This window comes from Chryseobacterium sp. (genome assembly GCF_041914225.1).
GTDB lineage: Bacteria > Bacteroidota > Bacteroidia > Flavobacteriales > Weeksellaceae > Chryseobacterium.
Genome location: NZ_JAYSDT010000001.1, coordinates 88,459 through 111,731, shown reverse-complemented (window position 1 = coordinate 111,731; position 23,273 = coordinate 88,459). Strand labels below are relative to the sequence as shown.

The 23,273-nt window shown below is 38.0% G+C and carries 25 protein-coding genes; 7 read left to right on the top strand and 18 right to left on the bottom strand.

Annotated elements, in window-relative coordinates; translation table 11 throughout:
- Positions 1-303 precede the first annotated feature (303 nt).
- The 4 genes from ACE3RB_RS00490 to ACE3RB_RS00475 form a co-directional block, all read right to left on the bottom strand.
- Positions 304-618: a DUF2652 domain-containing protein gene (locus ACE3RB_RS00490; RefSeq protein WP_374462377.1), complete on the bottom strand. Its 315-nt coding sequence runs from the start codon at positions 616-618 to the stop codon at positions 304-306.
- Positions 602-856, bottom strand: a complete 255-nt coding sequence (locus ACE3RB_RS00485) for a DUF2652 domain-containing protein (protein ID WP_374462375.1) — start codon at positions 854-856, stop codon at positions 602-604. The genes ACE3RB_RS00490 and ACE3RB_RS00485 overlap by 17 nt, the downstream gene beginning before the upstream one ends.
- A gap of 234 nt (positions 857-1,090) precedes the next feature.
- A complete protein-coding gene (locus tag ACE3RB_RS00480; protein WP_374462374.1) occupies positions 1,091-1,837 on the bottom strand; it encodes a metallophosphoesterase in 747 nt (248 codons plus the stop codon).
- Positions 1,838-1,954: 117 nt separating this feature from the next.
- Positions 1,955-3,343, bottom strand: a complete 1,389-nt coding sequence (locus tag ACE3RB_RS00475; protein ID WP_374462373.1) for an MFS transporter — start codon at positions 3,341-3,343, stop codon at positions 1,955-1,957.
- A 143-nt stretch (positions 3,344-3,486) separates the two neighbouring features.
- On the opposite strand from ACE3RB_RS00475, the gene ACE3RB_RS00470 reads away from it, so the two are divergent.
- Positions 3,487-3,957 (top strand): Lrp/AsnC family transcriptional regulator, encoded by a 471-nt coding sequence (locus ACE3RB_RS00470; protein WP_374462372.1) that lies wholly within the window; start codon positions 3,487-3,489, stop codon positions 3,955-3,957.
- Between the two features lie 70 nt (positions 3,958-4,027).
- Here the strand turns inward: ACE3RB_RS00470 and ACE3RB_RS00465 are convergent, their stop codons facing one another.
- Positions 4,028-4,543, bottom strand: a complete 516-nt coding sequence (locus ACE3RB_RS00465; protein WP_374462371.1) for a hypothetical protein — start codon at positions 4,541-4,543, stop codon at positions 4,028-4,030.
- 16 nt (positions 4,544-4,559) lie between these two features.
- Entirely contained in the window at positions 4,560-5,561 is a 1,002-nt protein-coding gene (locus ACE3RB_RS00460) for a hypothetical protein (protein ID WP_374462370.1), read from the bottom strand.
- Positions 5,562-6,006: 445 nt separating this feature from the next.
- On the opposite strand from ACE3RB_RS00460, the gene mnmE reads away from it, so the two are divergent.
- A complete protein-coding gene (gene mnmE / locus ACE3RB_RS00455; protein WP_374462369.1) occupies positions 6,007-7,392 on the top strand; it encodes a tRNA uridine-5-carboxymethylaminomethyl(34) synthesis GTPase MnmE in 1,386 nt (461 codons plus the stop codon).
- A gap of 114 nt (positions 7,393-7,506) precedes the next feature.
- On the opposite strand, the gene ACE3RB_RS00450 is transcribed toward mnmE, so the two are convergent.
- The 3 genes from ACE3RB_RS00450 to ACE3RB_RS00440 form a co-directional block, all read right to left on the bottom strand.
- Entirely contained in the window at positions 7,507-8,565 is a 1,059-nt protein-coding gene (locus ACE3RB_RS00450) for a serine hydrolase domain-containing protein (protein WP_374462368.1), read from the bottom strand.
- Between the two features lie 253 nt (positions 8,566-8,818).
- Entirely contained in the window at positions 8,819-9,823 is a 1,005-nt protein-coding gene (locus ACE3RB_RS00445) for an SDR family oxidoreductase (protein ID WP_374462366.1), read from the bottom strand.
- A gap of 429 nt (positions 9,824-10,252) precedes the next feature.
- Positions 10,253-10,849 (bottom strand): Crp/Fnr family transcriptional regulator, encoded by a 597-nt coding sequence (locus tag ACE3RB_RS00440; protein WP_374462365.1) that lies wholly within the window; start codon positions 10,847-10,849, stop codon positions 10,253-10,255.
- A gap of 586 nt (positions 10,850-11,435) precedes the next feature.
- Between ACE3RB_RS00440 and ACE3RB_RS00435 the strand changes: the two genes are divergently transcribed.
- Positions 11,436-11,594 carry a hypothetical protein gene (locus ACE3RB_RS00435; protein ID WP_374462364.1) on the top strand — a complete coding sequence of 53 codons (159 nt, stop codon included), beginning with the start codon at positions 11,436-11,438 and terminating at the stop codon, positions 11,592-11,594.
- A 36-nt stretch (positions 11,595-11,630) separates the two neighbouring features.
- On the opposite strand, the gene ACE3RB_RS00430 is transcribed toward ACE3RB_RS00435, so the two are convergent.
- The 7 genes from ACE3RB_RS00430 to ACE3RB_RS00400 all read right to left on the bottom strand — a co-directional run bounded on the left by ACE3RB_RS00430 (position 11,631) and on the right by ACE3RB_RS00400 (position 18,702).
- Positions 11,631-12,227, bottom strand: a complete 597-nt coding sequence (locus ACE3RB_RS00430; protein WP_374462363.1) for a Crp/Fnr family transcriptional regulator — start codon at positions 12,225-12,227, stop codon at positions 11,631-11,633.
- Between the two features lie 220 nt (positions 12,228-12,447).
- Complete coding sequence (locus ACE3RB_RS00425) at positions 12,448-12,900, bottom strand: Hsp20/alpha crystallin family protein (RefSeq protein ID WP_002977715.1); 453 nt, start codon at positions 12,898-12,900, stop codon at positions 12,448-12,450.
- Positions 12,901-13,089: 189 nt separating this feature from the next.
- Positions 13,090-14,232 (bottom strand): cation:proton antiporter, encoded by a 1,143-nt coding sequence (locus ACE3RB_RS00420; RefSeq protein ID WP_374462362.1) that lies wholly within the window; start codon positions 14,230-14,232, stop codon positions 13,090-13,092.
- Positions 14,233-14,473: 241 nt separating this feature from the next.
- Positions 14,474-16,066, bottom strand: coding sequence for an MFS transporter (locus ACE3RB_RS00415; RefSeq protein WP_374462361.1), 1,593 nt, complete (start codon positions 16,064-16,066; stop codon positions 14,474-14,476).
- A complete protein-coding gene (locus tag ACE3RB_RS00410) occupies positions 16,063-17,112 on the bottom strand; it encodes an HlyD family secretion protein (protein WP_374462360.1) in 1,050 nt (349 codons plus the stop codon). Before ACE3RB_RS00410 ends, ACE3RB_RS00415 begins: the two co-directional genes overlap by 4 nt.
- A gap of 10 nt (positions 17,113-17,122) precedes the next feature.
- On the bottom strand, positions 17,123-18,457 hold the full coding sequence (locus ACE3RB_RS00405; protein ID WP_374462359.1) for a TolC family protein: 1,335 nt from the start codon (positions 18,455-18,457) through the stop codon (positions 17,123-17,125).
- A 5-nt stretch (positions 18,458-18,462) separates the two neighbouring features.
- Positions 18,463-18,702, bottom strand: a complete 240-nt coding sequence (locus ACE3RB_RS00400) for a hypothetical protein (protein ID WP_374462358.1) — start codon at positions 18,700-18,702, stop codon at positions 18,463-18,465.
- 87 nt (positions 18,703-18,789) lie between these two features.
- On the opposite strand from ACE3RB_RS00400, the gene ACE3RB_RS00395 reads away from it, so the two are divergent.
- From ACE3RB_RS00395 to ACE3RB_RS00385, 3 genes are all read left to right on the top strand, one after another.
- Positions 18,790-19,578 carry a helix-turn-helix domain-containing protein gene (locus tag ACE3RB_RS00395; RefSeq protein WP_374462357.1) on the top strand — a complete coding sequence of 263 codons (789 nt, stop codon included), beginning with the start codon at positions 18,790-18,792 and terminating at the stop codon, positions 19,576-19,578.
- A 104-nt stretch (positions 19,579-19,682) separates the two neighbouring features.
- Entirely contained in the window at positions 19,683-19,832 is a 150-nt protein-coding gene (locus ACE3RB_RS00390; protein ID WP_374462356.1) for a hypothetical protein, read from the top strand.
- On the top strand, positions 19,829-20,941 hold the full coding sequence (locus ACE3RB_RS00385; RefSeq protein WP_374462355.1) for a hypothetical protein: 1,113 nt from the start codon (positions 19,829-19,831) through the stop codon (positions 20,939-20,941). The genes ACE3RB_RS00390 and ACE3RB_RS00385 overlap by 4 nt, the downstream gene beginning before the upstream one ends.
- Before the next feature lie 112 nt (positions 20,942-21,053).
- On the opposite strand, the gene ACE3RB_RS00380 is transcribed toward ACE3RB_RS00385, so the two are convergent.
- Complete coding sequence (locus tag ACE3RB_RS00380; protein ID WP_374462354.1) at positions 21,054-21,752, bottom strand: DUF1826 domain-containing protein; 699 nt, start codon at positions 21,750-21,752, stop codon at positions 21,054-21,056.
- Positions 21,753-21,946: 194 nt separating this feature from the next.
- On the opposite strand from ACE3RB_RS00380, the gene ACE3RB_RS00375 reads away from it, so the two are divergent.
- Positions 21,947-22,765: a helix-turn-helix domain-containing protein gene (locus ACE3RB_RS00375; protein WP_374462353.1), complete on the top strand. Its 819-nt coding sequence runs from the start codon at positions 21,947-21,949 to the stop codon at positions 22,763-22,765.
- Here the strand turns inward: ACE3RB_RS00375 and ACE3RB_RS00370 are convergent, their stop codons facing one another.
- Entirely contained in the window at positions 22,766-23,209 is a 444-nt protein-coding gene (locus tag ACE3RB_RS00370) for a hypothetical protein (protein WP_374462352.1), read from the bottom strand.
- Positions 23,210-23,273 lie beyond the last annotated feature (64 nt).

Here is a 23,273-nt window from a genome sequence, read left to right as displayed (position 1 = left end):
ATTTACAGCAAGATACCTGGGTAAATCTTAAACATAAAGCAGGAAATAATATATATTTTTCAATAAATTAGCACAATACAAACTACCTCCATAATAAATATTCTTAAAAAAGTATTTTATATATAATTCAAATTTTAATTAAAAAATTTTAAAATGAGTTGTCAATACATGAATATTTTACATCATACAGAAATAATTCTTCATTCATATATTTTCCGAAAGACCTGCCCATAAAAAAGCCCGGATCTCATCCGGGCCGCTAGCAATAGCAAATTTACAAGGAATGATATTAAAAAATATACGCTAGTTTAAATTTTCAAAATAATGGATTACCCCTACTTCAGGCAGCCGAAACGGATCCTTATTAAAATCAGATTCCTGATTCTTACTGTTTTCCAGAAAAGAATTACTGAAAAGCGCATAAGAAGGCTGCTCTGTCACTCCGTTTTTCAAAAGCTGATGAGCTTCAACAATCGTTTTTCCATATAGTTTTCTGAAGCTTCCGATATTGTATTGTGAAAAAGATCCATAATGAACAATAAATTTGAGAGCCAGATCAATAGTAATACTTAAACTCTTACTCAGCTCCTCAATTTTCCTGTTAAAGGCAGCTCTCATCTTCCACAGCATTCTTGAAATACTGTGATAAGACGGATTTTTTATCATAACGGTAAAATAAAATGGCATCTCCTTCAATCTCGGAAATTTCAAAGTACTGATCATTGACATCAATCAGTGTAGACAATAACTGTCGCACAATATACTCACCTGTATACAATTTTGTATTGAACACAAATTCGGTAAATCCGCTGAAATCCGGAATAAGAATGATCCCCTCTTGTATATTTGTCTTCATAATGATATGGATTAAAAACCTGCTTCATCAGTACAGACGAAGCAGATTTAATTTTACTTTATTATTTTAAGGCAAGAAGCAAAAAGGTAAAACAGCAAAAGAGCGAAAAGACAGAAAGGCATAGAAGGCAGACAGGTGAATTTTGCAGTTTTGCTATTTTGCAATTTAGCGGTTTTGCCTTTTACCCCTTTTCACAAAAAAAGAAAGCAACCTGCGGAAATATTTGCTTTGTACTTAAACAACAATAATCAATTCCTTATCATAGCCGTTGTACTTCTCATCAATATACCCATGAGGATTGCAGATCACTTCTGTTTCATCAATTTTATATCTGCATGGAGTATGAATATGCCCATGAATCCAGTACAAAGGCTGATATTCTCTGACTATATCCTCCAGATCTGAAGCATAAGCAGAAGTCAACGGATCATCTTTATATGACTCCGGTACAGATTGTATGCTTGGTGCATGATGGGTAACGACTATATTTTTTAATCCTTTTGAATTTTCAAGACTTTCCTGCAGCCATTGCCTTGAGAACTGGTGGATCTTAAAAGTATCCACTGTTCTCATTTTTGAATAGGAAGGGTCTCTCTTGATCATTTTATAATCATTCATTTTAGACTGACAGAGCATTCCGTACTCAACAGGATTCCCAAAGATTGAAAAATCCGTCCATAGGGTTGCACCATGAAAACGAATTCCGTCAATATCTACAAATGAATTTTCCAGCACATGAACATTGGAGCCCTGAGCTGATTCTCTTATTTTATTAAGTGTTTTCGGATATGAACCTTTATAGTATTCATGATTGCCTAAAACATAGATTACAGGTTTGTCAGGAATTGCATCTTTAATCCATTCAATTCCTTTGGTTCCGAGATTGACATCTCCTGCCAGCACAACAATATCCGAATGATCAAAACATAATTCCGTACTTCCAAATTCCCTGTGAAGATCGCTGATAACCTGTATTTTCATGATGTATAGTAAGCGACAAATATAGTGAAAAAGTGAAGAGATTAAGGGCAAAAAAAAGAACCGACACCTAAGCATCGATTCTTTCTTCATATAGTTTGTGTATTTTTAAGTTTCTTACTATGAAACAGCTACTTCTGCCTGCTTTATTTTTAAACTTTTCAATATAAAATAAAATAACATTCCTAGCGCTAAAAGAGCATAACCGATCAATATTATCAGGTTAAGGCTTCCCACTGAAAATTCCGATGGAAAAATCTGCCCCATCAAAGTCATGAATGACAATCCTATTCCGGCTCCCAAAAAGTAACTTGTAGAACTAAGGCTTGATGCCAATCCGTAATTAGAAGGTTCAACATCCTGAATCCCCATTACAGAAAGCGCGGTAAAACAGAACGTCATTCCAACCCCCGAAATACAAGCGGCTCCGAACAAAACAACTGCCAGCAGATGTCCGGTGTAAACAGAGATCAGCAATAACAGGCCTCCCATCAGCATAAACAGCCACCCTAAAACACCCATTTGGGACGAGCCCAGACGCTTTGAGACCTGAGGCAGAATAAACTTTGCCGTTAAAGCGGAAATGATACTGAACGGAACAAGCATTAGTCCTGCTGAAGCAGCACTATATCCCATATCTTTCTGAAGCATCAGTGAAATCAGGAATAAAAATCCTATAAAAAATGCTCCCAGGGTAAAAAATGCAGCATTGGAAACAACCAATGATCTATGTTTAAATAATTTTAAATCAACTAAAGGTTCTGCAACAGATTTCAATCGGTAATATACCATAACAAGAAGTATCAATGCTACAACCAGAGAACCTGTTACCAGAAAAGGCTGTTCTTTAATATGAACCAATTCGTGTGTTCCGTAAGTCAGGCCCAAAAGTCCCAATACCATTAATATACCGGACAATACATCCGTTTTCCTGCCGGCTTCCTCTTTCTCATCTGATGGCAGATAATAGTATGACAGCACCAATGTGATTAACAGAACAGGAACATTGATCAGAAAAACCCAGTGCCAGCTCAGGTAAGTACTGATAATTCCTCCCACCGAAAGACCACTCCCTGAACCGATGGCTGCAAATGAACTGAAGATCCCGATGGCCCGGTTTCTTTCCTGCTCTTCCCTGAAGGTATTGGTTACGATGGATAATGCTGACGGCATCACCAAAGCAGCTCCAAGTCCCTGCAAAGCTCGGAATACGGCCAGTACTTCAAAATTTTGCGATAATCCGGCACCTAATGAAGTAAGCATGAAAATCAAAGCCCCGAGTAAAAACATTTTTTTTCTTCCGATCTGATCTGAAAGTTTTCCGCCAATAATCAGGAAACCTCCGAAGAACAGTACATAAAGTGTCTGAAGCCACTGTACAGTCTCTGCTCCAATCTGAAACTGCTGTTGAATAGAAGGAATAGTTAAATTAATAATGGTAATATCCAAAGCCTCCACAAATGTTCCTACCGATGCTAAAATTAATATGATATTCTTCTTTGTACCCATGTTTCAAATTTCCTGCAAAATTAAAATTAACAGAACATATTTAAAAATTTAACCTTAAATTTGGAACAAAATAAAATATATAAAACAATTATAAGAACAAAATACCTGACACACTTAATAATCACCTGTAAAAACAGAACAAAATGGCAACTGAAAATTATATCCCCGATGAAAAGGACCTGTCTATTCTCCGTCTGCTTCAAAAAGACGCTAAAATGAGTATCCGGGACATTTCTGCAAGAATCAACCTGAGTCCCACGCCTACGCACGAGCGTATAAAACGTATGGAAAAACAGGGAATTATTAAAGAATACGCCGCTGTAGTAGACCGTAAAAAGGTCAATAAGGGAATGATGGTGATCTGTATGATCGCCCTGAATGTTCACAATAAAAAAACAGCAGGAAAATTTATTGAAGAAGTTGGCAGGCTTAAAGAAGTTGTAGAATTTTACAACATCAGCGGAGATTTTGATTTTATGCTTAAGATCCTGGCTCCCAACATGGATGAGTTCCATGAGTTTTTTGTGAACAAATTATCTGAGATTGAAGGAATAGGCCAAACCAAAAGTATTTTTGTGATGAACAGCATCAAGGAAAGTGCTCAGATTGTTTAAGTCCAAAGAAAAAGCAACTGTATATTTTCACACAGCTGCTTTATTATCTTAAATCAGAACTATTCTATTTCTATTTCCAGTAATTCCAGACTGAACCGTCGAATACTGCAAGTGTTTTACTGACTGTATCATAGCACATCATTCCCGGATAAGGATTTTTCACATTAAGATGCGGAGCTTCTATTTTCGGCAGTACCATTGCTTTATTCTCAGATTCCAGTACCAATACTCCATCAGCTGTACTTTCAGCCTTTCCAATAATCACTCCTTTCCCTGATTCTGCAGAATTATTAAGGGTTACCTGACTTGAATCTCCGGCATCTGACAAAGATTTCCAGGTATCATTTTCATATACTTTCACTTTGTTATCCGTAAGATCAAAGATCAGTGTTCCGTTGGCCAGATTCCCGGTGGGAAAACCTGATGTAGCCGGAAGAATCAAACCTCTGGTGTTTCCCGGAACGTTATCAAAGTCTAATACGGTACTGTTTCCGTCTACCATTTGTTTACCAATGGCAACCTGGGCAAAAAATGAATTAAAGGCAACCAGAGCAACCGCTATACTTATGTTTTTTATATTCTTCATTTTGTTATCATTTAGATTAATCATTACAGCTTTTCTGGATGCATTTCCATTCTGTCCCATTGTAAAGCTTTACGCATTTATCCTGAATATCATACAGAAGCATTCCTTCTTTCGGATCTGCAATGGCATCTGCCGGCTGCGGTGTCTGGCTTACATGCTGAACTCTGGTAATGACAAATCCTTTATTTTTTGATTCCATCGCTAAAAATCCGTTAGGGATGTTTTCCGGCCAGGAATTGTTTTTCTCCTGTACAGTAATCCCGAACCTGGTATATCCATCCGGTGTACTGGTAATTCCGGGCTTTGTACAGAATCCGTCAATATCATCAATAATAACCGGGGCATTCCCACAGCTTGTTTTATCTTCTGATAATCCTTCAGGCCAAAGAGAAGGACACATGGCCTTTGTTGCATTCGGTCCGCAGAAGCTTGAATTCCCCATCCCTAATCCTATCACAGATCCCATGGCAATGGTTATGATCTGACTATCATCACTGATAATGGAAGCTCCTCCGCCTCCACTTACATCTGCTTTTGCAATACAATATGCTTTGCCGGCTGGAGTACCTACATATTCAACAGAAGGATAAGTAGTAGACTGCTGGGTAAATGTTCCACAAATCTCCACTACACTGCTTGTTCCCATCTCTATCACTGAAGTCGTTCCCGGGTAAAAGCCTCCGAAGGTCGGATCTTCCTGAATCACTGATCCTACAAGGGACAGGAAAGACTTGGTTCCCAATTTAATTTTTGAATTTTTCTGAGACCCGAAAGTTCCTACTTTCACCGTTCCTGTAGACTTTACACTTGCTCCGTCACTGATTTCCAGAATCCCATCTACCTGAATACTGTTAGACTGCAGCTGTCCGGATTGTATCATCAGCGTTGCTCCGTTCGGGATACTGATATTTGTAGTTACGGTAAGGTTCCCGTTAAGACAATAGGTATTTCCGCCTGCCATTGCCTGCCCTGTATAAGGAATACACTGAGCGTAAACTAAAGCGTTGAGAATAAGCATTAATAAAACAATCAATTTTTTATTAATATTTAAAAAAAAATAATTTATTCATGTACATTTATAATATTTTAACGAATTATTACCGTTTAAATGAAAAATATTTAAATTTTCAACATCATTGCCGCACTAAGAAACAATTAACATACCAAACAAGTGTTTAATTTTTCTCTTATCATAAAATCGTTTGCTTGATTCTACATTTTCAACTTTATTCAAAACAACCCGAAATTCTATGCTGCAATGAATTACACCCGTTAAAAGTCCTGCACATAAGAGCTTTATTTAATTCTAAAATTTTGTATCCTCCAGCTTGTGAGAATGTAAGTTTAATTCAAAAATAACAGGCAACTTTTCAAACCGCTCTTTTTTAACCTGAATAAAACAATAGATAATCTGAATAACAGACCTCAACGAAAATTCATATTAAAAACCGTAAATTTGCAGCATGAATAACGATACGATATGTGCTTTGGCTACTGCCAATGGAATAGGTGCCTTAGGCATCATCAGAGTTTCAGGAAATGAAGCTTTATCTGTAGTTCAGAAAAGTTTTCCGGCTAAAAACCTGGCAAAACAAAAATCCCATACCATCCATTACGGTTATTTTATGGATGAGGAAGAAGCTATTGATGAAGTAATGCTATCCATTTTCCTGGCCCCGAAAAGTTTCACCACCGAAAATTCTGTGGAGATTGCTTTTCACGGCTCGCCGCATATCGGAAAACGTATTCTTGAAACCCTGATCAAAAACGGAGCAAGAATGGCTAAAGCTGGTGAATTTACCCTTCGCGCCTTTATCAACGGCAGAATTGACCTTTCCCAGGCGGAAGCAATTGCTGACGTGATTGCATCCGAGAATGAGGCTTCGAGAAAAGTCGCCATCAATCAATTGAAGGGAGGAATTACCAATGAGATTTCTCTATTGAGAACCGATCTTTTGAATTTCGTTTCCTTAATTGAGCTGGAACTTGATTTTGCTGAAGAAGATGTGGAGTTTGCGGACAGAAGCGCCTTAAGCGGATTACTGGATAAAATTGAATTAAAATTAAATTCACTGATTGAGAGCTTCCAATACGGAAATGCCATCAAAAACGGAACTGCTGTTGCCATCATCGGAAAACCCAACGCCGGGAAGTCTACTCTACTGAATTCGCTTCTGAAGGAAGAAAGAGCTATTGTGAGTAATATTGCAGGAACTACAAGAGATACCATTGAGGAAGTTCTTCATATTAAAGGGCATGCTTTCAGATTAATCGATACGGCAGGACTTCGTGAAACAGTGGATGAAATTGAAGCAATCGGGGTAAAAAAAGCCAAAGAAAAGGTAGAAAATGCCAACATTCTTGTTTATCTTGCTGATGCTGCCACTGAAGATTTTTCTGAGGATATTGAAATGATTCAGTCCTTATTGAGAGAAGATCTGAAACTGATTATCTGCGCTACAAAAATTGATGAAGTGATTCCTACCAAATACGAAACAGTGGAAGACATTTTCAGAAATGCCATTTCCCATGAGTTTGATTTCATTAAAATTTCCGCGGTTGAAAACCAAAACATCCAGGATCTCAAGAATGAACTTTCATCATATGTTGAGCATTTAAAATCTGAAGAAAATAATGTCGTAATCACCAACCAGCGCCACTTTGAAGCTTTAAGAAAGTCTCTGGATGCCGTTCATAAAGTGAAAGAAGCTATTTCATTCCAGATCTCTACAGAACTATTGGCATATGAGCTTAGAAATGCCCTGGAACATCTTGGTGAAATCTCCGGTGAAGTGACCAATGATGAGGTGCTGGGGAATATTTTTTCTAAGTTTTGTATCGGAAAGTAGTTCATCCAATCAGAACAAATTAAAACAAACCAATTTCTTAAAATCAATAACTTATATTTTATAAAACTGTAAAACATTTTCGGAAATTGGTTTGTTTAGGACTATTTATCCCTTCTATTGTAAGATTGATTGTTTGATACTATTCTCAATCTCGCCTACTTTTTTCTGATCTACTGTATCGTTAGTGATGATTATAATTCCCAACTCGTCATCGGGATATAGAGTGCACAAAGTATTAAATCCGATTTTGGTATTGCCGTCATGGTAAATGTACCTTTTGCCATTCTCACTATTCAGCATCCAACCTAGCCCTACACCAAAGCTGTTCTTTGATCCGAATGTGAGCTGGTGTGCCATCTGCAAGGCTTTTTCTTTTGGGTCCAGATTACTTTTAATATATTGTAACATATCTTCTATCGTTGAGTTCATTGTGGGACCGAAATAATATCCTTTGAGATTGACAAATTGCTGAGGTATTCCTTTATTATTATACCCCTGCACGGTTAAATGCATTTCTGATTCATTAAGAAAAGGTTTTGTATTTGGCATGTTGAGCCTGGTACGAAGATAGTTGGTGACAATATTTTCATAAGAATCATGATATACATTCTCCAGCAAAACAATCATAAGTGTCATTGCAGTACTATTATAACTGAATTTGGTCCCGGGAATTGTATCAAGCTTTACCTGATGAAGATCTGCCATCAAAGAGTCTCTGGTATACAAAGCATAAAAGTCTACCTGATCTTTTAATCCCAGATTTCGTAAACTGTCCAATATTTTCGGTGGAAATGAACGGAATACCTTCGGTAATGCTGAAGTATGATTAGCCAGATGAACAACTTTGATGGGTTTATTCTGATAATGAAGATTAGGATAATCACCATCCAGATACCTTCTTATATCATCATCTAAATTGATCTTTTTATCTAATGCGGCCTGCGCTAATATCATTCCTACAAAGGTCTTGGCAACAGACCCGATATTATAAAAACTCTTTTCAGAGGCCAATTTGGATTTGGCAAAATTATAGCAGTGACTTTTACCTTTATAATAAACCCCAATCGATACACCGTTGGTATAATTATTCTTAAGATAATTTTTCGCAGACTGGCTTACCATGCTATCCAGCCTCGTTTTCATTTTCCCATCCGACATAATATTTTCAGTCATCTGGCCATTGAGACGATTTACATGAGAAACTGCAAACAGATAAAAAATGACAAAAAATGCAAATAGGCACTTAAATTTAATTCTCAGGAGCAGAAGCATAATTATTATTATTTTTAATATTAACCACAGCAAAACCTAAAAGGATTATTTTTCAAACAATCCAACTATATAAAGTTAGTAAAAAGATGAGTCATCAGCATCTCAATAACTTCAATTGTCAGGAATTGAAAAATTCTCTTTTATTTGTTATATACTACGGCTGCCCTTTTCCTCCTGCTGCCCCGTAAATCTGCCCTGTCGCGAAACTGGCATCATCCGCTGCTAGCTGAACGAATATAGAAGCCAGCTCTACTGGCTGTCCAGGTCTTCCAAGAGGTGTATCGCCTCCAAATTTTTGCAGATTTTCCTGTGTCTGCCCGCCACTTACTTGAAGAGGGGTCCAAACAGGCCCGGGCGCAACACCATTAACCCTTATACCTTTCGGGCCAAGCTGCTTAGCAAGAGATTTCACATAGTTCGTTGTTGCTGCTTTGGTTTGCGCATAATCATAAAGATCAGCGGACGGATCATAGGCTTGAATGGACGATAGCCCGATAATAGAAGACCCCGGTTTCAGATGGGGTAAAGCAGCCTTTATGATCCAAAAAGGTGCATAGATATTTGTTTTCATTGTCCAGTCAAAGTCTTCAGAGCTAAGATCGAGTATAGATTCGTTGGCTTTCTGATGTCCTGCATTATTGATGAGAATATCCAGTCCTCCGAGTTGCTGTACGGCCTGACTGACCAATTGTTTACAGAAGTCTTCACTGCGAATATCGCCAGGAATGGCAATTCCTTTACGGCCTTCTTTTCTGATGAGCTCTATTACCTGCTTGGCATCGTCCTCTTCCGCCGGCAGATAATTAATGGCTACATCCGCACCTTCCCTGGCATAAGCAATGGCTGCAGCCCTGCCGATCCCGGAATCACCACCTGTAATCAATGCTTTTCTTCCTTCCAATCTTCCTGAACCTACATAGCTCTTTTCTCCATGGTCGGGCACCGGTGTCATTTTACCTGCCAGTCCGGGAAAAGGTTGCGACTGTTTATTAAAAGGTGGTTTGGGATATTTGTTTCGGGGATCAGTAAGCGCTTTAACATTCGATTTTCTTGTATTGCTACTCTGTGTCTGTGCCAAAGCACCTGGGGCAACCGCTGCGATGGCAACGGTTGCGGCTATTTTTCCGATAGCGTCTCTTCTTGTTATTTTACTTTCCATATCAATATAAATTATTTGGTGTTTAAGAATTCTGTAATTATAAACAGGCAGCAAAATTCCCAATATTCAGAGCGCATTCCAGCCGGGTACTGATCGTCAGCCGTCAGGGATTAAAGCCACTATCCCAATACCTCACTTACAAATAATGAAAGGTTGTAATGGGTGTAATCTCACTGCATTATAAATGAAGTAAAGTATAAATGTAATGGATTGAATAGCAAAAGTTTTATGAGACAAATCATAATTTAACCAGGTTTTCATTCATCGCTGCTTTAAACCCTTTTATGAATTGTCCGGATCGACAGAATTGTCAAAAAACTGTTCTTCTCTCAGAGCCTGCAAAACATTAGTATTATTATTCAAAATTATTTTTAAGCAATATGAACACCGGTGATTAAATTTTTAAACAGAGTGATAAATATTCCTAAATCAGTACAAAATCTGTCGCCCATCAAGCTTAAGAATACTATCATCTGCCATCTTTTTAATGGTGCGTATAACCGTTTCAACACGTAACCCCGTTAAATTGGCAATCTGTTGTCTGGTAAACGGGACTTTGTAAGAATAAAGCGTTTGTCCGGATGAATTTTCTTTGTAATAATCCAGTAAAGATTTTATCTTCAACACAGGATCTATGGCTGAATTACTAAACAGCATTACATATTTATAGAAAAGCCGGTCTGAAAGATAGCGGAACATGGTAAAAGCCAGTTCTATATTTTCACTCAGCATATTCAAAAAACTGGATTTTGGTAATTTAAGAATTCTGCAGTCGGTTTTTGCTATGGCATTCATCGGATAATTCTTATCCCCGAAAAGTAAAGATTCCCCGAAGCTTTGCCCCTCCGAAATGATATTCAGTGTAAATTCCTTCCCATCTTCATGGTAATTATTCAATTCTACTGTTCCTGTAACAACCTGAAAATAATAATGGGGAGTGCTTCCCATTTCATAAATATTTTCCTTTGCAGGATAATCCTCGTAAACTGCTCCATTTTTGAGCAAAAGATCTTCATCGATAATCATATTATTTATTTTTTTTGTTATGCTTACGAATGAATATCTCAGTAAAATCGGCAGTATTTGTAAATGCAAATTTTAAACAACCCAAAGTTTTCTCACAAAGGATAAAAATCATGGTTGTTGAACATTCGTAAATATTCAATTCCGAATAGCTGCCAATTTATTTTCCTGACTCATCGGTATAACGTCAGGTTGGTATTAATAAGGTAAAGTTTGAGGTATAGAAAATATAGTTACTCTCGTGAAGCGTTATAGTATGGTCAGATTGAGAATCACTATCTCCCTTTTAAATCTTCGTAACGCTGTGGGGAATATTCGACATAATCATTGGTATAATGCAGATGCATTAATTGGCAATACCACAATATTATTAGCTATAGAACCGTGATAATTTTTTAATGGTAAAATCTTTGGTTCTGTGAGTACATCTTTCGATAGGTAATAATATGCTCCTTTTTCTGCCATTTATTAAAAATAAGTTTCTTACAACGGTTAGTTTGGGTTTTGTTGTTCTTATTTTCTTATTTTTCTTGATCTTATTGTTACAAATATAACAGGATAATAAAATCTATATTATGACGCGGATCATATGGAAACAAAAAAGAAACTACAGGGTATTTATTTTAGAATAGGTGAATTCATTACTTTTTTCCCGGCATTATTGATTAATATATTAATTTTAGGATTATTCCAGACCGTTTTAATTGCTTCCGGAGAGAACGACAGGATTCAAATTACCGGAACTTAAATCAGCTATTGTAAAACAGGAATCTCAACAAGACTGTCAGTAAAAAATCCGCCGTCCATCCAGTTTAAGAAGTCCATCGTCTGCCATCTTTTTAATGGTACGTATGACTGTTTCAACACGTAATCCCGTTAAATTGGCAATCTGCTGTCTGGTGAGCGGGACCTGGTAAGAATAAGGTTTTTGGTTTAGTGCGCTTTCCTTGTAATAATCCATTAAAGATTTTATCTTCAGCACCGGGTCTATAGCTGAATTATTAAACAGCATTACATATTTATAGAATAGCCGGTCCGAAAGATAGCGGAACATGGTAAAAATCAGTTCCATATTCTCACTCAGCATACTCAAAAAATTGGATTTTGGCAGTTTAAGGATTCTGCAATCGGTTTTTGCAATGGCATTCATCGGATAATTCTTATCCCCAAAAAGCAAAGCTTCTCCAAAACTTTGTCCTTTCGACAGGATATTCAGGGTGAACTCTTTTCCATCTTCATGGTAATTATTCAGCTCCACTGTTCCCTCAACAATCTGGAAATAATAATGGGGAGTATCTCCCAATTCATAAATAATCCCCTTTGCCTGATAATCCTCATACACTGCTCCATTTTCAAGTAAAAGATTTTCATCGATGATCATATTACTTAGTTATTTGTTATGGTTTCAAAAACAATATCTTAGTAAAATCGGCATTATTTTTAGATGCAAATTCTGGACCACTTTGATTATTTAAATCCAATAAAATATTAAAAACCAATATTTTACGTTATATATTTCACCAAATATTATCATATAATACTGCAATATTAAAAAAATATAAAAATAAAAAATGACTGCCTGTAGCAGCCATTTTTCTGTTTTATGATATTTCAATCATTCTAGGTGGTTTCTGCTTTGCATCCTCTTTTTTAGGAATGGTCAGCATAAGCAACCCGTTTTCATATTTTGCATTAATATTATCCTGGTCCACAACATCTTTTGGAAGCTCAAAACTTCTCTGGAAGGACTGATAACTGAATTCTCTTCTTGTAAAATTCTCTTCTTTTGTTTCACTGCTGTCCTGTTTCATGGATGAAATGGTCAGCAGGTTACCATCCAGCTTGATCTGAAAATCATTTTTGTCCATTCCCGGAGCGGCAACCTGAACTTCATATGCCTCTCCGTTTTCCTTTATATTTACTGATGGTACCGTTGTACTGGTAGAAGAGTAATTGTTATTTCCCCAGTTAAAAAGTTCACGACCAAAAAAATCATCAAAGATGTTTGAAAAAGCCAGGTTGCTGTTTCCGTTTCTTCTTACTAGATTATTCATAGCAATTTCTTTTTAAATAAGTTTAACAATCATTTAATTACACATCAGCCGGCCAGCTGTATATGAAGAATTTATCAAAAAAAATACCAGTTGGCAAAGTGTGATATTTTTTCCGCATTACTGTCAAAATTTCAGTTTTCTGACATATAGCTGTATATATAATCTTTCATGCATTTCACTCCTTTACTTTCAGACAGCCTTATTTTTACGAAACTTAACAGAACAACTGATCCAGATAGTAGACAACAGAAGTGATAAACAGGTAATTCCCAATCCTGCCTTATAAAGATCATATCCCACCATTCCTGTTTTATAAGCAATGGAAAGGGCAAGGATTCCAAATTCTCCCGTCTGGGACAGCAACGCACCTCCATAAAAACTGTCTTTCCATCTGAAGTTCAATATCCTGAAGAATATAGATGACATGACACTGTTGCTGATCAGTACGACTAAAGTACCTATGGTAATGAGCGTATAATTGGAAAACAGATAATGGAGGTCCAGCCTCAAACCAATGGATACAAAGAAAAGCGCCACGAAGAATACCTTGAAGGGCATCAGGGAATGCTCAAGCCAGTGGAATGCCCTGATCTTTCCTACGACAACTCCGGCAATGAAACTTCCCAATGCAGCACTCAAACCAACAACTTCTGCAACAAGCCCAAACCCAAGACAGATAAAAAGACCGGAAAATACCTGCAGATCATGATCATTTTCAAGAAACGTACTTGAAAATCTGATTTCCCTCAAATTCCTTATTTTTCGGAATATTAAAAAAATCCCGATACAGATAGCCAGGGGAATGACAAAGTTCAGCATATTGAACTTTTCACCATTCCAAAACTTCAGCAAGGTCAGAACCGGGGCCAGGAGAAGATCCTGCAGCAACAGAATATTAAGGATAACAATACCAAAGGCTGTATGCAGTGTTCCGTGCTTCTTCAAAAATTCCACAACCACTGCTGTACTGTTAAAGGTAAAAAGGATTGCGATGAGCAAAATACTTTTAAAATCAAGTTTAAGGATCCCTCCAAGTAAAAAAGCGAATATAAAGCTCAGCAATATTTTGATGCCCTGAGCCAATACCGGTTTAATAATAAGGCTTTTTTTATTGGGAACATTGATTTCCATCCCGATAAAAAACATCAGTAATAAAATCCCTGCCTCACCAACGGCCTCTATTTCTTCAGGCTTATCAAAGAGCTTTACTCCATAAGGGCCCAATAGCACCCCTGCTATGATATAAGCAATAAGATAGGGCTGATGAAGTCTTTTCAGTAAAAACATCAGGCCTAAAATAGTCATACACAAAACACATACTGTCCAAAGCATATCTCTGTAACTGTTTATATTTACGTATTACCAATCTTAAAAATCAAGCTGAAAAACCGTCTTTTAAACGGCAGTGTCCAGTAATGTATACTCACTGATAAAGCTGGCTGGCTTTCAGGGGATAACAAAAAAAATACCAGTTAAAACAGTATGATATTTTTTCCGGATCACTGTCAAAATTTCCAGATTGGCTGGCTGGGTTTTAGTCATATAACTATCAATTCGTGCATTTGAAAATGCTTTAATAAGGTATATTTCCTTTCCTTATTCTAAGTATTACCCGCTGAATCCCAGGAAACAACAGAAGTATTACAATGACACCAACCAATCCCAAAAGCATCCAGTCATAATAATCCCGTGTTGCCCGGGCTAAAATCTGTTCCCGCACCATAGCATTAAACTGGCTTGTGGAAGCACCTTTTGCTGTATACATATCACTGCCTGCAATCATATACTGATTTTGAATATCGAGCAAAGTGACCGGTAATTGCTGGTTTATTTCAGTCACTGCTTCCCTGATTTTCTCCCTGACAACTGATTTTGTAAACAATTGAAGTTCATTATTGAAGGCCAGACTAGCTGTGAAACCAATAAATCTGGCCAGTATGCCGACCAGCGAAGCATTGACCGCAAGCTTCGGCGGCGCAGCGGATGCTGTAAATGAAACAATGGGAACAAACAAAACACCTGTTGCCACGCCATATATAAACATGGGCAAAAGAAAGTCAACGGTTTCACCCTGCACAGAAACAAATGCCAGCATATAGGCATAATATAAGGCCATCATACCAAAACCTGCAATAATGATCCTTACCAGATTAAACCCCATCAGTACAAAACGGGAGGTAACAAACATACTCAGTACAGTTCCTGAAATTACCGCCACCCAAACAGGAATGGTGTTCAAAGGATCATTTCCTAAAATAACCTCAAGATAACCATAAGCAAGCCCGGCACTTCCTTTGAAAATATAAAACATAAAGAGCAGCACCAGACCTTCTACAAAATTCTTCGCCCTGAAAATCTGCAGATTGATCAATGGTCTTTTAAGGTTCAACTCCCTGATCACAAAAAACGTAAGTACAGCCAGATTACCAGCACTGAGCAAAACAATTAACGGATTGTCATACCAACCTAGCTGCCGTCCATATACAAGGATATAACCCAGAATCAAAATAAAAGATACATACAACAGATAACCGGCCCAATCCACCTGATAAAGCGGGATCTTTCTGGTAAATCTTGCTTTGCCGTTCATTGTTATCAGCACCGCTACTGCAAGTAAAATGAGTATAATTATGAATCCCAAAAACAACCGATTGAAATCATAAAAATGTAGTACTATACCAGAATAGATGGAATAGAACGGGGCAGCAATCTGTATACTTCCATATAAAAGACTGTAGGCAATTACCCTTGCACGTGCAGAGTGTAATCTTGGAAAAATAAGCTGTAAGACGATCCCGGACATCAACGCACAGGTAATTCCCTGTATAAACTGACAGATCAGAAACAACGTCCAGTCTTTAAAATGAAAACAGATAATAGAACATAATGTATTGGCTGCCAATGCGGACAACAGATATTTCCTCGGGGCAAAATACTTTACAATACGAAAATCCAGTGCCAGAAAGGCTACGGTAGAGCCATAAAGGACAACCATACCATATTGAACATCAGTAGCCTGTATACCGTAAAAACCCATTGCCGAAACAGGACTTCCATAATAAGCAAAACTAAACAGGCAGGTCATAAGAATGGCGAATATGATGGATCTTGCCATCCATTCGGAAACCCAGGGTTTAAAAATCGGAATTTTATGTGCCTGCATCATGACTCTTTTAAAACATAGACATTCGCATTCATTCCCGCAGAGAGTTTTGCCAGTTTTTCAGGAGTATCCGCCAGCCTGATGCGGACAGGAATACGCTGGGTGATCTTAACAAAATTACCGGTGGCGTTATCCGGAGGCAATAAAGAATAACGGGAACCTGTAGTTGGAGAAAGTGATTCGATAACCCCGTTGAACTGCTCATCCGGAAAAGCATCTACTTCTACCTTTACAGCCTGGCCCGGCCTGAAGCTTCCGATCTGTGTTTCTTTAAAGTTGGCAATTACCCATTTTTCTTCCGCTTTATTCACCAGAAATGCCAGTGTTTGTCCCGGCTGTATTAGTTGTCCTTCCTGAATGGTCTTTTTACCGATCTGCCCGTCAAAAGGTGCAGTGATTACAGTATATTTAATATCGAGTTCCTGACGTTTGAGCAGGGATTTTTTAATCTGTATTTCTGCTTCTGCCGCATTTCGCTGTGCATGAAGGTCCTTGAGTTTTGATTCAGCGACCTGAAGAGAAGCTCTGGCCTGCTCATAATCTGATTGTGTGATAGACAATGTGGTACTGACGTTGTCGAATTTCTGTTGTGTGGTTGATTCGTCTGCCAGAAGATTTTTATACCGTTCAAACTCTTTCCTCTGTTGGTTTAATCTCGCCTGTGCTCCCGAAACCTGTGCTTTTATAACCTCAATACTTTTGATCTGTGTTTCTTCATTAGCTGCCAGAATAGGTAATTTGGCATATGAACCGGCCAGTTCTGCTGATGCGGCATCTCTTTTCAGTCCATATTCATCTACTTCAATCACCACAAGTGTGTCTCCTTTACGAACCTGCTGATTATCTTTATAATAAATCCGGCTGATATACCCGCCTACTTTTGCATTCACAGGAGACAGATAGGCATCTACCTGCGCATCGTTGGTTTGTTCATAACGGTATTCCTTTAAGAAATACAGGACTCCCCAAATAATGATACCCGCTAATAATGCGGCTCCCAGCCATTGGGTTAAGCTGACAATAAGTTTATCTGTTTTATTTTTGTTCATAATATTTATATTAAAGAATTCCTGCGATAGCCAGTAACCGGATGCGGCCAAGCTTTACATTTGTTTGTGCAGTGGTTAAATTAAATCTCGCTTCCAGCAAAGCGTTTTCTGCCTCCAGGAGATCAGTCAGCAGTGATTCCTGATGGAGGTAACTGTTTCTGATCACCCGAAGTGTTTCTGTTGTTTTTAAGATATTCTCTTCTGCAGTTTTCACACTTTCCAAAGCCTGTTCCTGCTGGAGATAGGCTTCTTTTATCTGAAGGGAAACTTCATCTTTTTTAATCCCGGCTTTTTCTTTAGTTTCGCTGTTTATGATCCGGGCACGGGCAACGGAATGTTTACTTTTGTATAAATTATCGATAGAAAACTGTACTTTGATTCCTGTTTGTCCGAATCCCCATAAATCATTTGAGTAAGGATAAAATGAGATCTGCGGATAGGTATAATTATACGTTGAATACAACGATATTTTGGGTAACCTAGCTGCTTTGGTCTGCCTGATGTTTAGCTCACTCCACTCAATATCACTGTCTGCCATCTTAAATTCAGGGGACTGATTGAGGGCAGTATGCAGATAGCCTTCATAATCATTGTCCTGAATATTTTCAGTTTCGTGACTGTTTTTATAATCTATCAGCAAGGGCTGTTCCTGGCTACGTCCCATCAATACATTCAGACGCTGTTTTTTAATCTCAATTTTCTTTTCAATGTCAGACAGGTTTAATTTCAGCTGGGATAGTTTGACCGAGGTTCGCAGCACATCGCTTTTTAGCACTACTCCGTTTTGGTGTAAGCTTTGAATAAGTGACAACTGCTTGTTCTCTGCGGCAATTTCTGCATTGAGAAAATCACGGAAGTACAGAAACTTATACAGATCAAAATACTCAACCGCAATATTGTATTTCACATTATTTTTTTGTTGTTGAACCTCATATTGGCGGCGTGTTTCTTCTTCCTGCTTCATTTTAATATGTATTCTTTCTTTTCCACCATTAAAAAGGTTAAAATTCAGACTGTAACCTGCTCCGTAACCATAGCTTTTTACAGGAACATCCTGTGGAGAGGAAAATAAGCCGTCACTATAAATAAGAAATCTGGAATTAAGTTTCAGATCTCCACCCAGCGAAAATTCCGGCAGCTGCCGGTCTTTGGCTTCCAGTACTTCTAATTTACTTTGCTGAAGATATAAATCTGAAAGGTTCAGCACGCGGTTATTCATTTCGGCAGCATTCCACATTTCTTTCAGGCTTATTGCCTGAGGAGTTACCGTATCTTGAGCATGGAGAAAAGGCGCTGAAAACAACAATACAGCTCCCAATACCACAACGGATTTATATGTTTTCATGAATTTTATTTTTTAGATCTGTTTGTATTTTCTCTTTTTTTAAAAAACAGGTGTTTTACTATTCTTCTTAATTCATCAAAAGCCCAGGTCAGATCCATCAGAGTTATAAAAGGATATGAACAGGTAAAGCGGCAGAAATCAGATACTTCACTATGGTCTTCCGGATAAGATGTTTTACTGTTAAAATTTTTGTCCTTTGCTCTCATTTCAGGAGATTGATCAGAACTTACTATGTTATGTTTCATTATGCTATTATTTTATGTAACAAAATTATTCATGAGGGTAATTTATCTTTTTATATAATTAGCCTAATATTTGTTATATTTGGCCAAATGAAAATTCTTAAGCAACTCATAGACAGTGTAGATGAAAATCCTGACTCTATCCTGGTGGTAAGACAGCAGACCGAACAGCAGCTGCCTTCACATCAACATGACAAAGCCCAGCTTTTATTGGTTTTCGGAGGGATTGCTTATCTTCAGACAGCCGAAAAAGATTTTTATATTCCGTCCAGTCACTATATCTGGATACCGGGAAAATATCCTCATAACCTGATGTTTAATACTCAGGATCTGTATATTATCAACATCTATTTCCCTGAAGAAATTGCTGATGGCTTTTATAATGAACTGGGAATTTATCCGGTGAGCAGGCTGTTATCTGAAATGCTTGCCTTCAGCGAGAAATGGCAGGGGAATTATTATAAAGGTTCCTGGGAATTTCAATTTCTGACCACGTTAAAAGATCTGTTACCGAGGGAAAATCTTAAAAAGTTTTCGATCCAGCTTCCTACAACAGATGATCCGCGTCTTAATGCTGTTACAGATTATCTTAGAAACCGGTTACAGGAAAAGCTTACTTTAGAGAATACGGCAAAGGAGTCAGGGATGAGTGTGAGAAGCCTGACAAGATTATTTCAGACCAAACTTCATATCACTTTTATTCAGTATATAAAAATGCTGAGGATCATCCGCGCTATGGAACTGATCAAAGATACCGACCTGAATATGACTGAAATAGCGTATGAAGTCGGGTATTCCAATATTGCAGCTTTCAGTAATAATTTTCACCAGCTAACCAATATGAGGCCTACCGAATTTAAGGCAATGTCAAGAATATAAATTATAGTAGAATTTTTTGCAACTCCTCATCATTAAAAAATAGCGAAAACGGGTAATTTCTTAATATTTGTCTGCTGTGGTAACTTTATCAAAAAAGAAGTACCATGAATACTATCATCAAAAAATTATTCATTATAAGCGGACTGGTTTCACTTATTAGTTTCTGTTCCTTCCTGTTTGCACAGGTTTATCCTATCGGTCAGTTTTTTTTGACAACGTATGGTCAGTCCTTTACCATGTACAACACGGGGTGATTGTTCAGGATGGCAATCCGGGAAATGCAGGTCAGGCAGTATATGACCAGACGGGAATTAACTATTTATGCCTGCCGTCAGCTGTTCCTTATCAAAAGGCATTTTTTCTGGATTTTAATAAAAATATTATCGAACTGGATTACAGATATGGATATCGGGTTGTTGGCTATTCCAATATTCCTGTCCCTCCTCCACCGGTTATGCACCTGCCAAAACCAATTTATGATAATCAGACAGGGATTGAAACGGCTGACGGCGTAAGGCCGATACCGACACAGATTGTTGATGAGCAAAAGCCTTTTGGAGATGTTATGGTGACGAGCGAGCAAGCTGCCGTAGACTGTTATAAGAATTCCCTGAACTTTGACGGCACATTAAATCAGCTGGAATTCGGTGACTGTATGGTGACGAATATGGCTGGCAGGAAAGAGCTTGAAATTTACAAGTGCGCCAAAAATTCAGCCAGTCCGGAGGAACAAAGCCTTTGTATGCTAAGTATATTAGGCGGTTCCAAAGAGAAGCAGATTACTCAGGATATGATGAAATGTTATAAAGAATACGGTGATCATTACGAAATGTATCCGTTATGTTTTGCTGATAAGGTAAATGACCCTGAATTAAAGCAACTCGTATCCTGTTTTAAAGACCAGGCCAATAGCGGAGAAGTATCCTTTATGGGAACTGCTGTCTGCTACGGCGCAGGCAAGCTTAATCTGAACACGGAAGCACAGATAGCGGTAGAGTGCGCTATAAGTACAGGAGGCCAGCCTTATGCATTTGCAGGTTGTACCGGCGGACAATTGACCTACCGGGAATTAAGTAAATGCTTGACCAACGGAGTCGGCGGTGATAAAGGATGTTTTGGAAAAAACAATACAATTGTTAAAGGGCTGAACCAAATCGGGGAGGCGCTAAAAGATCAATTTGGCCCCACAAACGATATCGTTAAAACATGGAACACTACAGTTCACGATTTACAATATGGCCCCGGGAAAAATCATGAAGCGGTAAAACTGGTCAGAAATATAAGCAATGAGCTGGGAAAAGCAGGAAATAATGTAGCCAAGGAGATAAGAAAAGTTGTTCCTAAAATAAAAATTAAATGGTAAAGACCATCCGGAGGAAATAAATTTATCGATCACAAAAAGTCCGGCATTTTTCTGATGCCGGATTTTTTTAAACTGGTAATTTCTAATTGAAAACTGAATTAACAGGCCGGCATTAGCAGATCAGCAGCAGACGGTATTCACCATCGTTTTCTACAGGCGCCCTGTGAACACATGGCAACGCATGCTGGTCCGGATGATCTACCGCAATCCTCCAAAGATGTCCTGTTCCAAGATTGACAGGTTCTGCACTGGGCTTAGGCTGATAATGAAGGTCAAAAAAATAGTCTTTCAGGAAGTCTTCAAATTCTTCTTCCGGACCATCATGTAATTTTTTGAGCTGTTCCCGGATTTCAGGAATTAAAATTTTCTGTTCCACCTGGTCATTAGAAATAATATCACTTGCAGCTCCATGATAAGTACACAGAAAAGTATCGGTTCCGACAGGTGAACGATCCACATGGTAAGAGTAGACATCTGTTGAAATAAAGCCGAGTTCCTCATCCCGTTCATAATTTTTAAGCAAATTAAGAACCGGAGAAGCTCCAAAATCTGTCAATAAGCGTAAGTCATTTAAAATAATTTCTCTTGCCTTATTTCCTTCTTCTGAAAGACCCAGTGCCAGAAGATCACCGGAAGAAACTTCGGTAACATTCTCTTTTAACTGAAGCTTAGAAACAATTTCTTTAAAATCACCAGCCAGGTTTCTCTGCCAGCAAACTGCATTTCTGACTCCCTGAAAACGGGTATTTACAAGTTCGAAAAAGGAAGAAACCACCTCTATTTGGGAATTCTCAGAAAATGTATCGCTCATATTTTTAGATAAACCTTTTGCGGTTTAATTCTCTGCAAAAATACGGAATAGGTTTTTCAAAACCTTTACCATAAAAATCCAACATCTTTCGATATTGGATTTTTTATTTTAATGCCATCATTTTTAATTCATATGATTTTTTATTCCTAACTTCGAATAAACTATGCATCAATGAATTAACACCCATAACAGCTATGCAAATTTTACCATCTGCCCGCTTAGCACCTTACATAAAGAGTTATACCATTGTTACGATTGACGAGGATCTCAGGGATGAAGTGTTTTATCCCAGCGGATATTGTGACCTGATTATCAATATTTCCGGTGGTTTTGCTGCTACCATGATCAATGGCAGGCAAAAAGACACTCCGGATATAGAATTTCTAGGACATCTTACCCTTCCCACCCGCCTCAGTGCTGCAAAGGGAACTTCAGTTCTCATAGCACGGATCTATCCGCACGCCGGGCACTTATTTTTTTCTGATCCTTTGTCAGAATTCACGAACTATGCCACTGATATGTACGATATAACAAAAAATGACACCAGAGATTTGTATGACCGTATCATGCAGGCCGGTGATATTTATTCAAAAATTCATGTTCTGGAAATGTATTTTCTTCAGCAGCTGAAAAAAAATGAATCCCGGATAAAGAAAACGGCAATAGTTCAGGCACTCAGTCAGCAGTTTTTCATAGACAGTCAACTGTTGGACTTACCTGCCATAGCAAAAAGTTCAGGCTTATCGGAAAGATATATTCAGAAGCTATGCCTTACCCATATCGGGATAAGCCCTTCCTCTTTTGCAGCGGTAATCAGATTTAACAAAAGCCTGCATATGGTTCTCAACACCCAGGAATCACTTACCTCCATCGCTTATGAATGTGGATATTATGATCAGGCTCATTTTACCAAAGAGTTTAAAAAATTTACAGGTATCACTCCCTCTGCATCCAGGCAATACCTGATTAAAAATGATACTGATCTTCAGCAGGCTGTCAATATTGGCTTTTGATTATTTTGCAGGATGATTGCTGCTGAACATATCACGGTGCATCTTCCAGCCGTCTTTTGTATTTTTCCAGATCACAATCACTTTGCCGTCATCCAGCTTTTTCCCTTCCAAATCTGTCATTTCATAATAACTTTCTTCTGTGACCGATGTTTTACCATCTCCATACAGATTTTGAATCGTAAACTTAACATGAACCTTAGGCCCGTTCTTAAAGAAACCGAGTATTGCATCTTTTCCACATAGCGGGACAGCATTGGGTGGAAGCAGGCATGCATCACTGGTATACCGTGTAAGGATAGATCCGTCATTTCTATTCGCCAGATCAGCATAGATTTCATTACTGGCTTCTATGGTCTTTCTTACTGTTTTCATAAGATCGGTGTTTTGAGCATTACACCAGAAGGTAAATAGTAATAATCCGCTCAGGGTAAATAATTTTTTCATTTTAAAAATTTTATACAAAACAAAGCATTCCCGAAAGCAGAAAATTGTAAAATTGCGAACAATC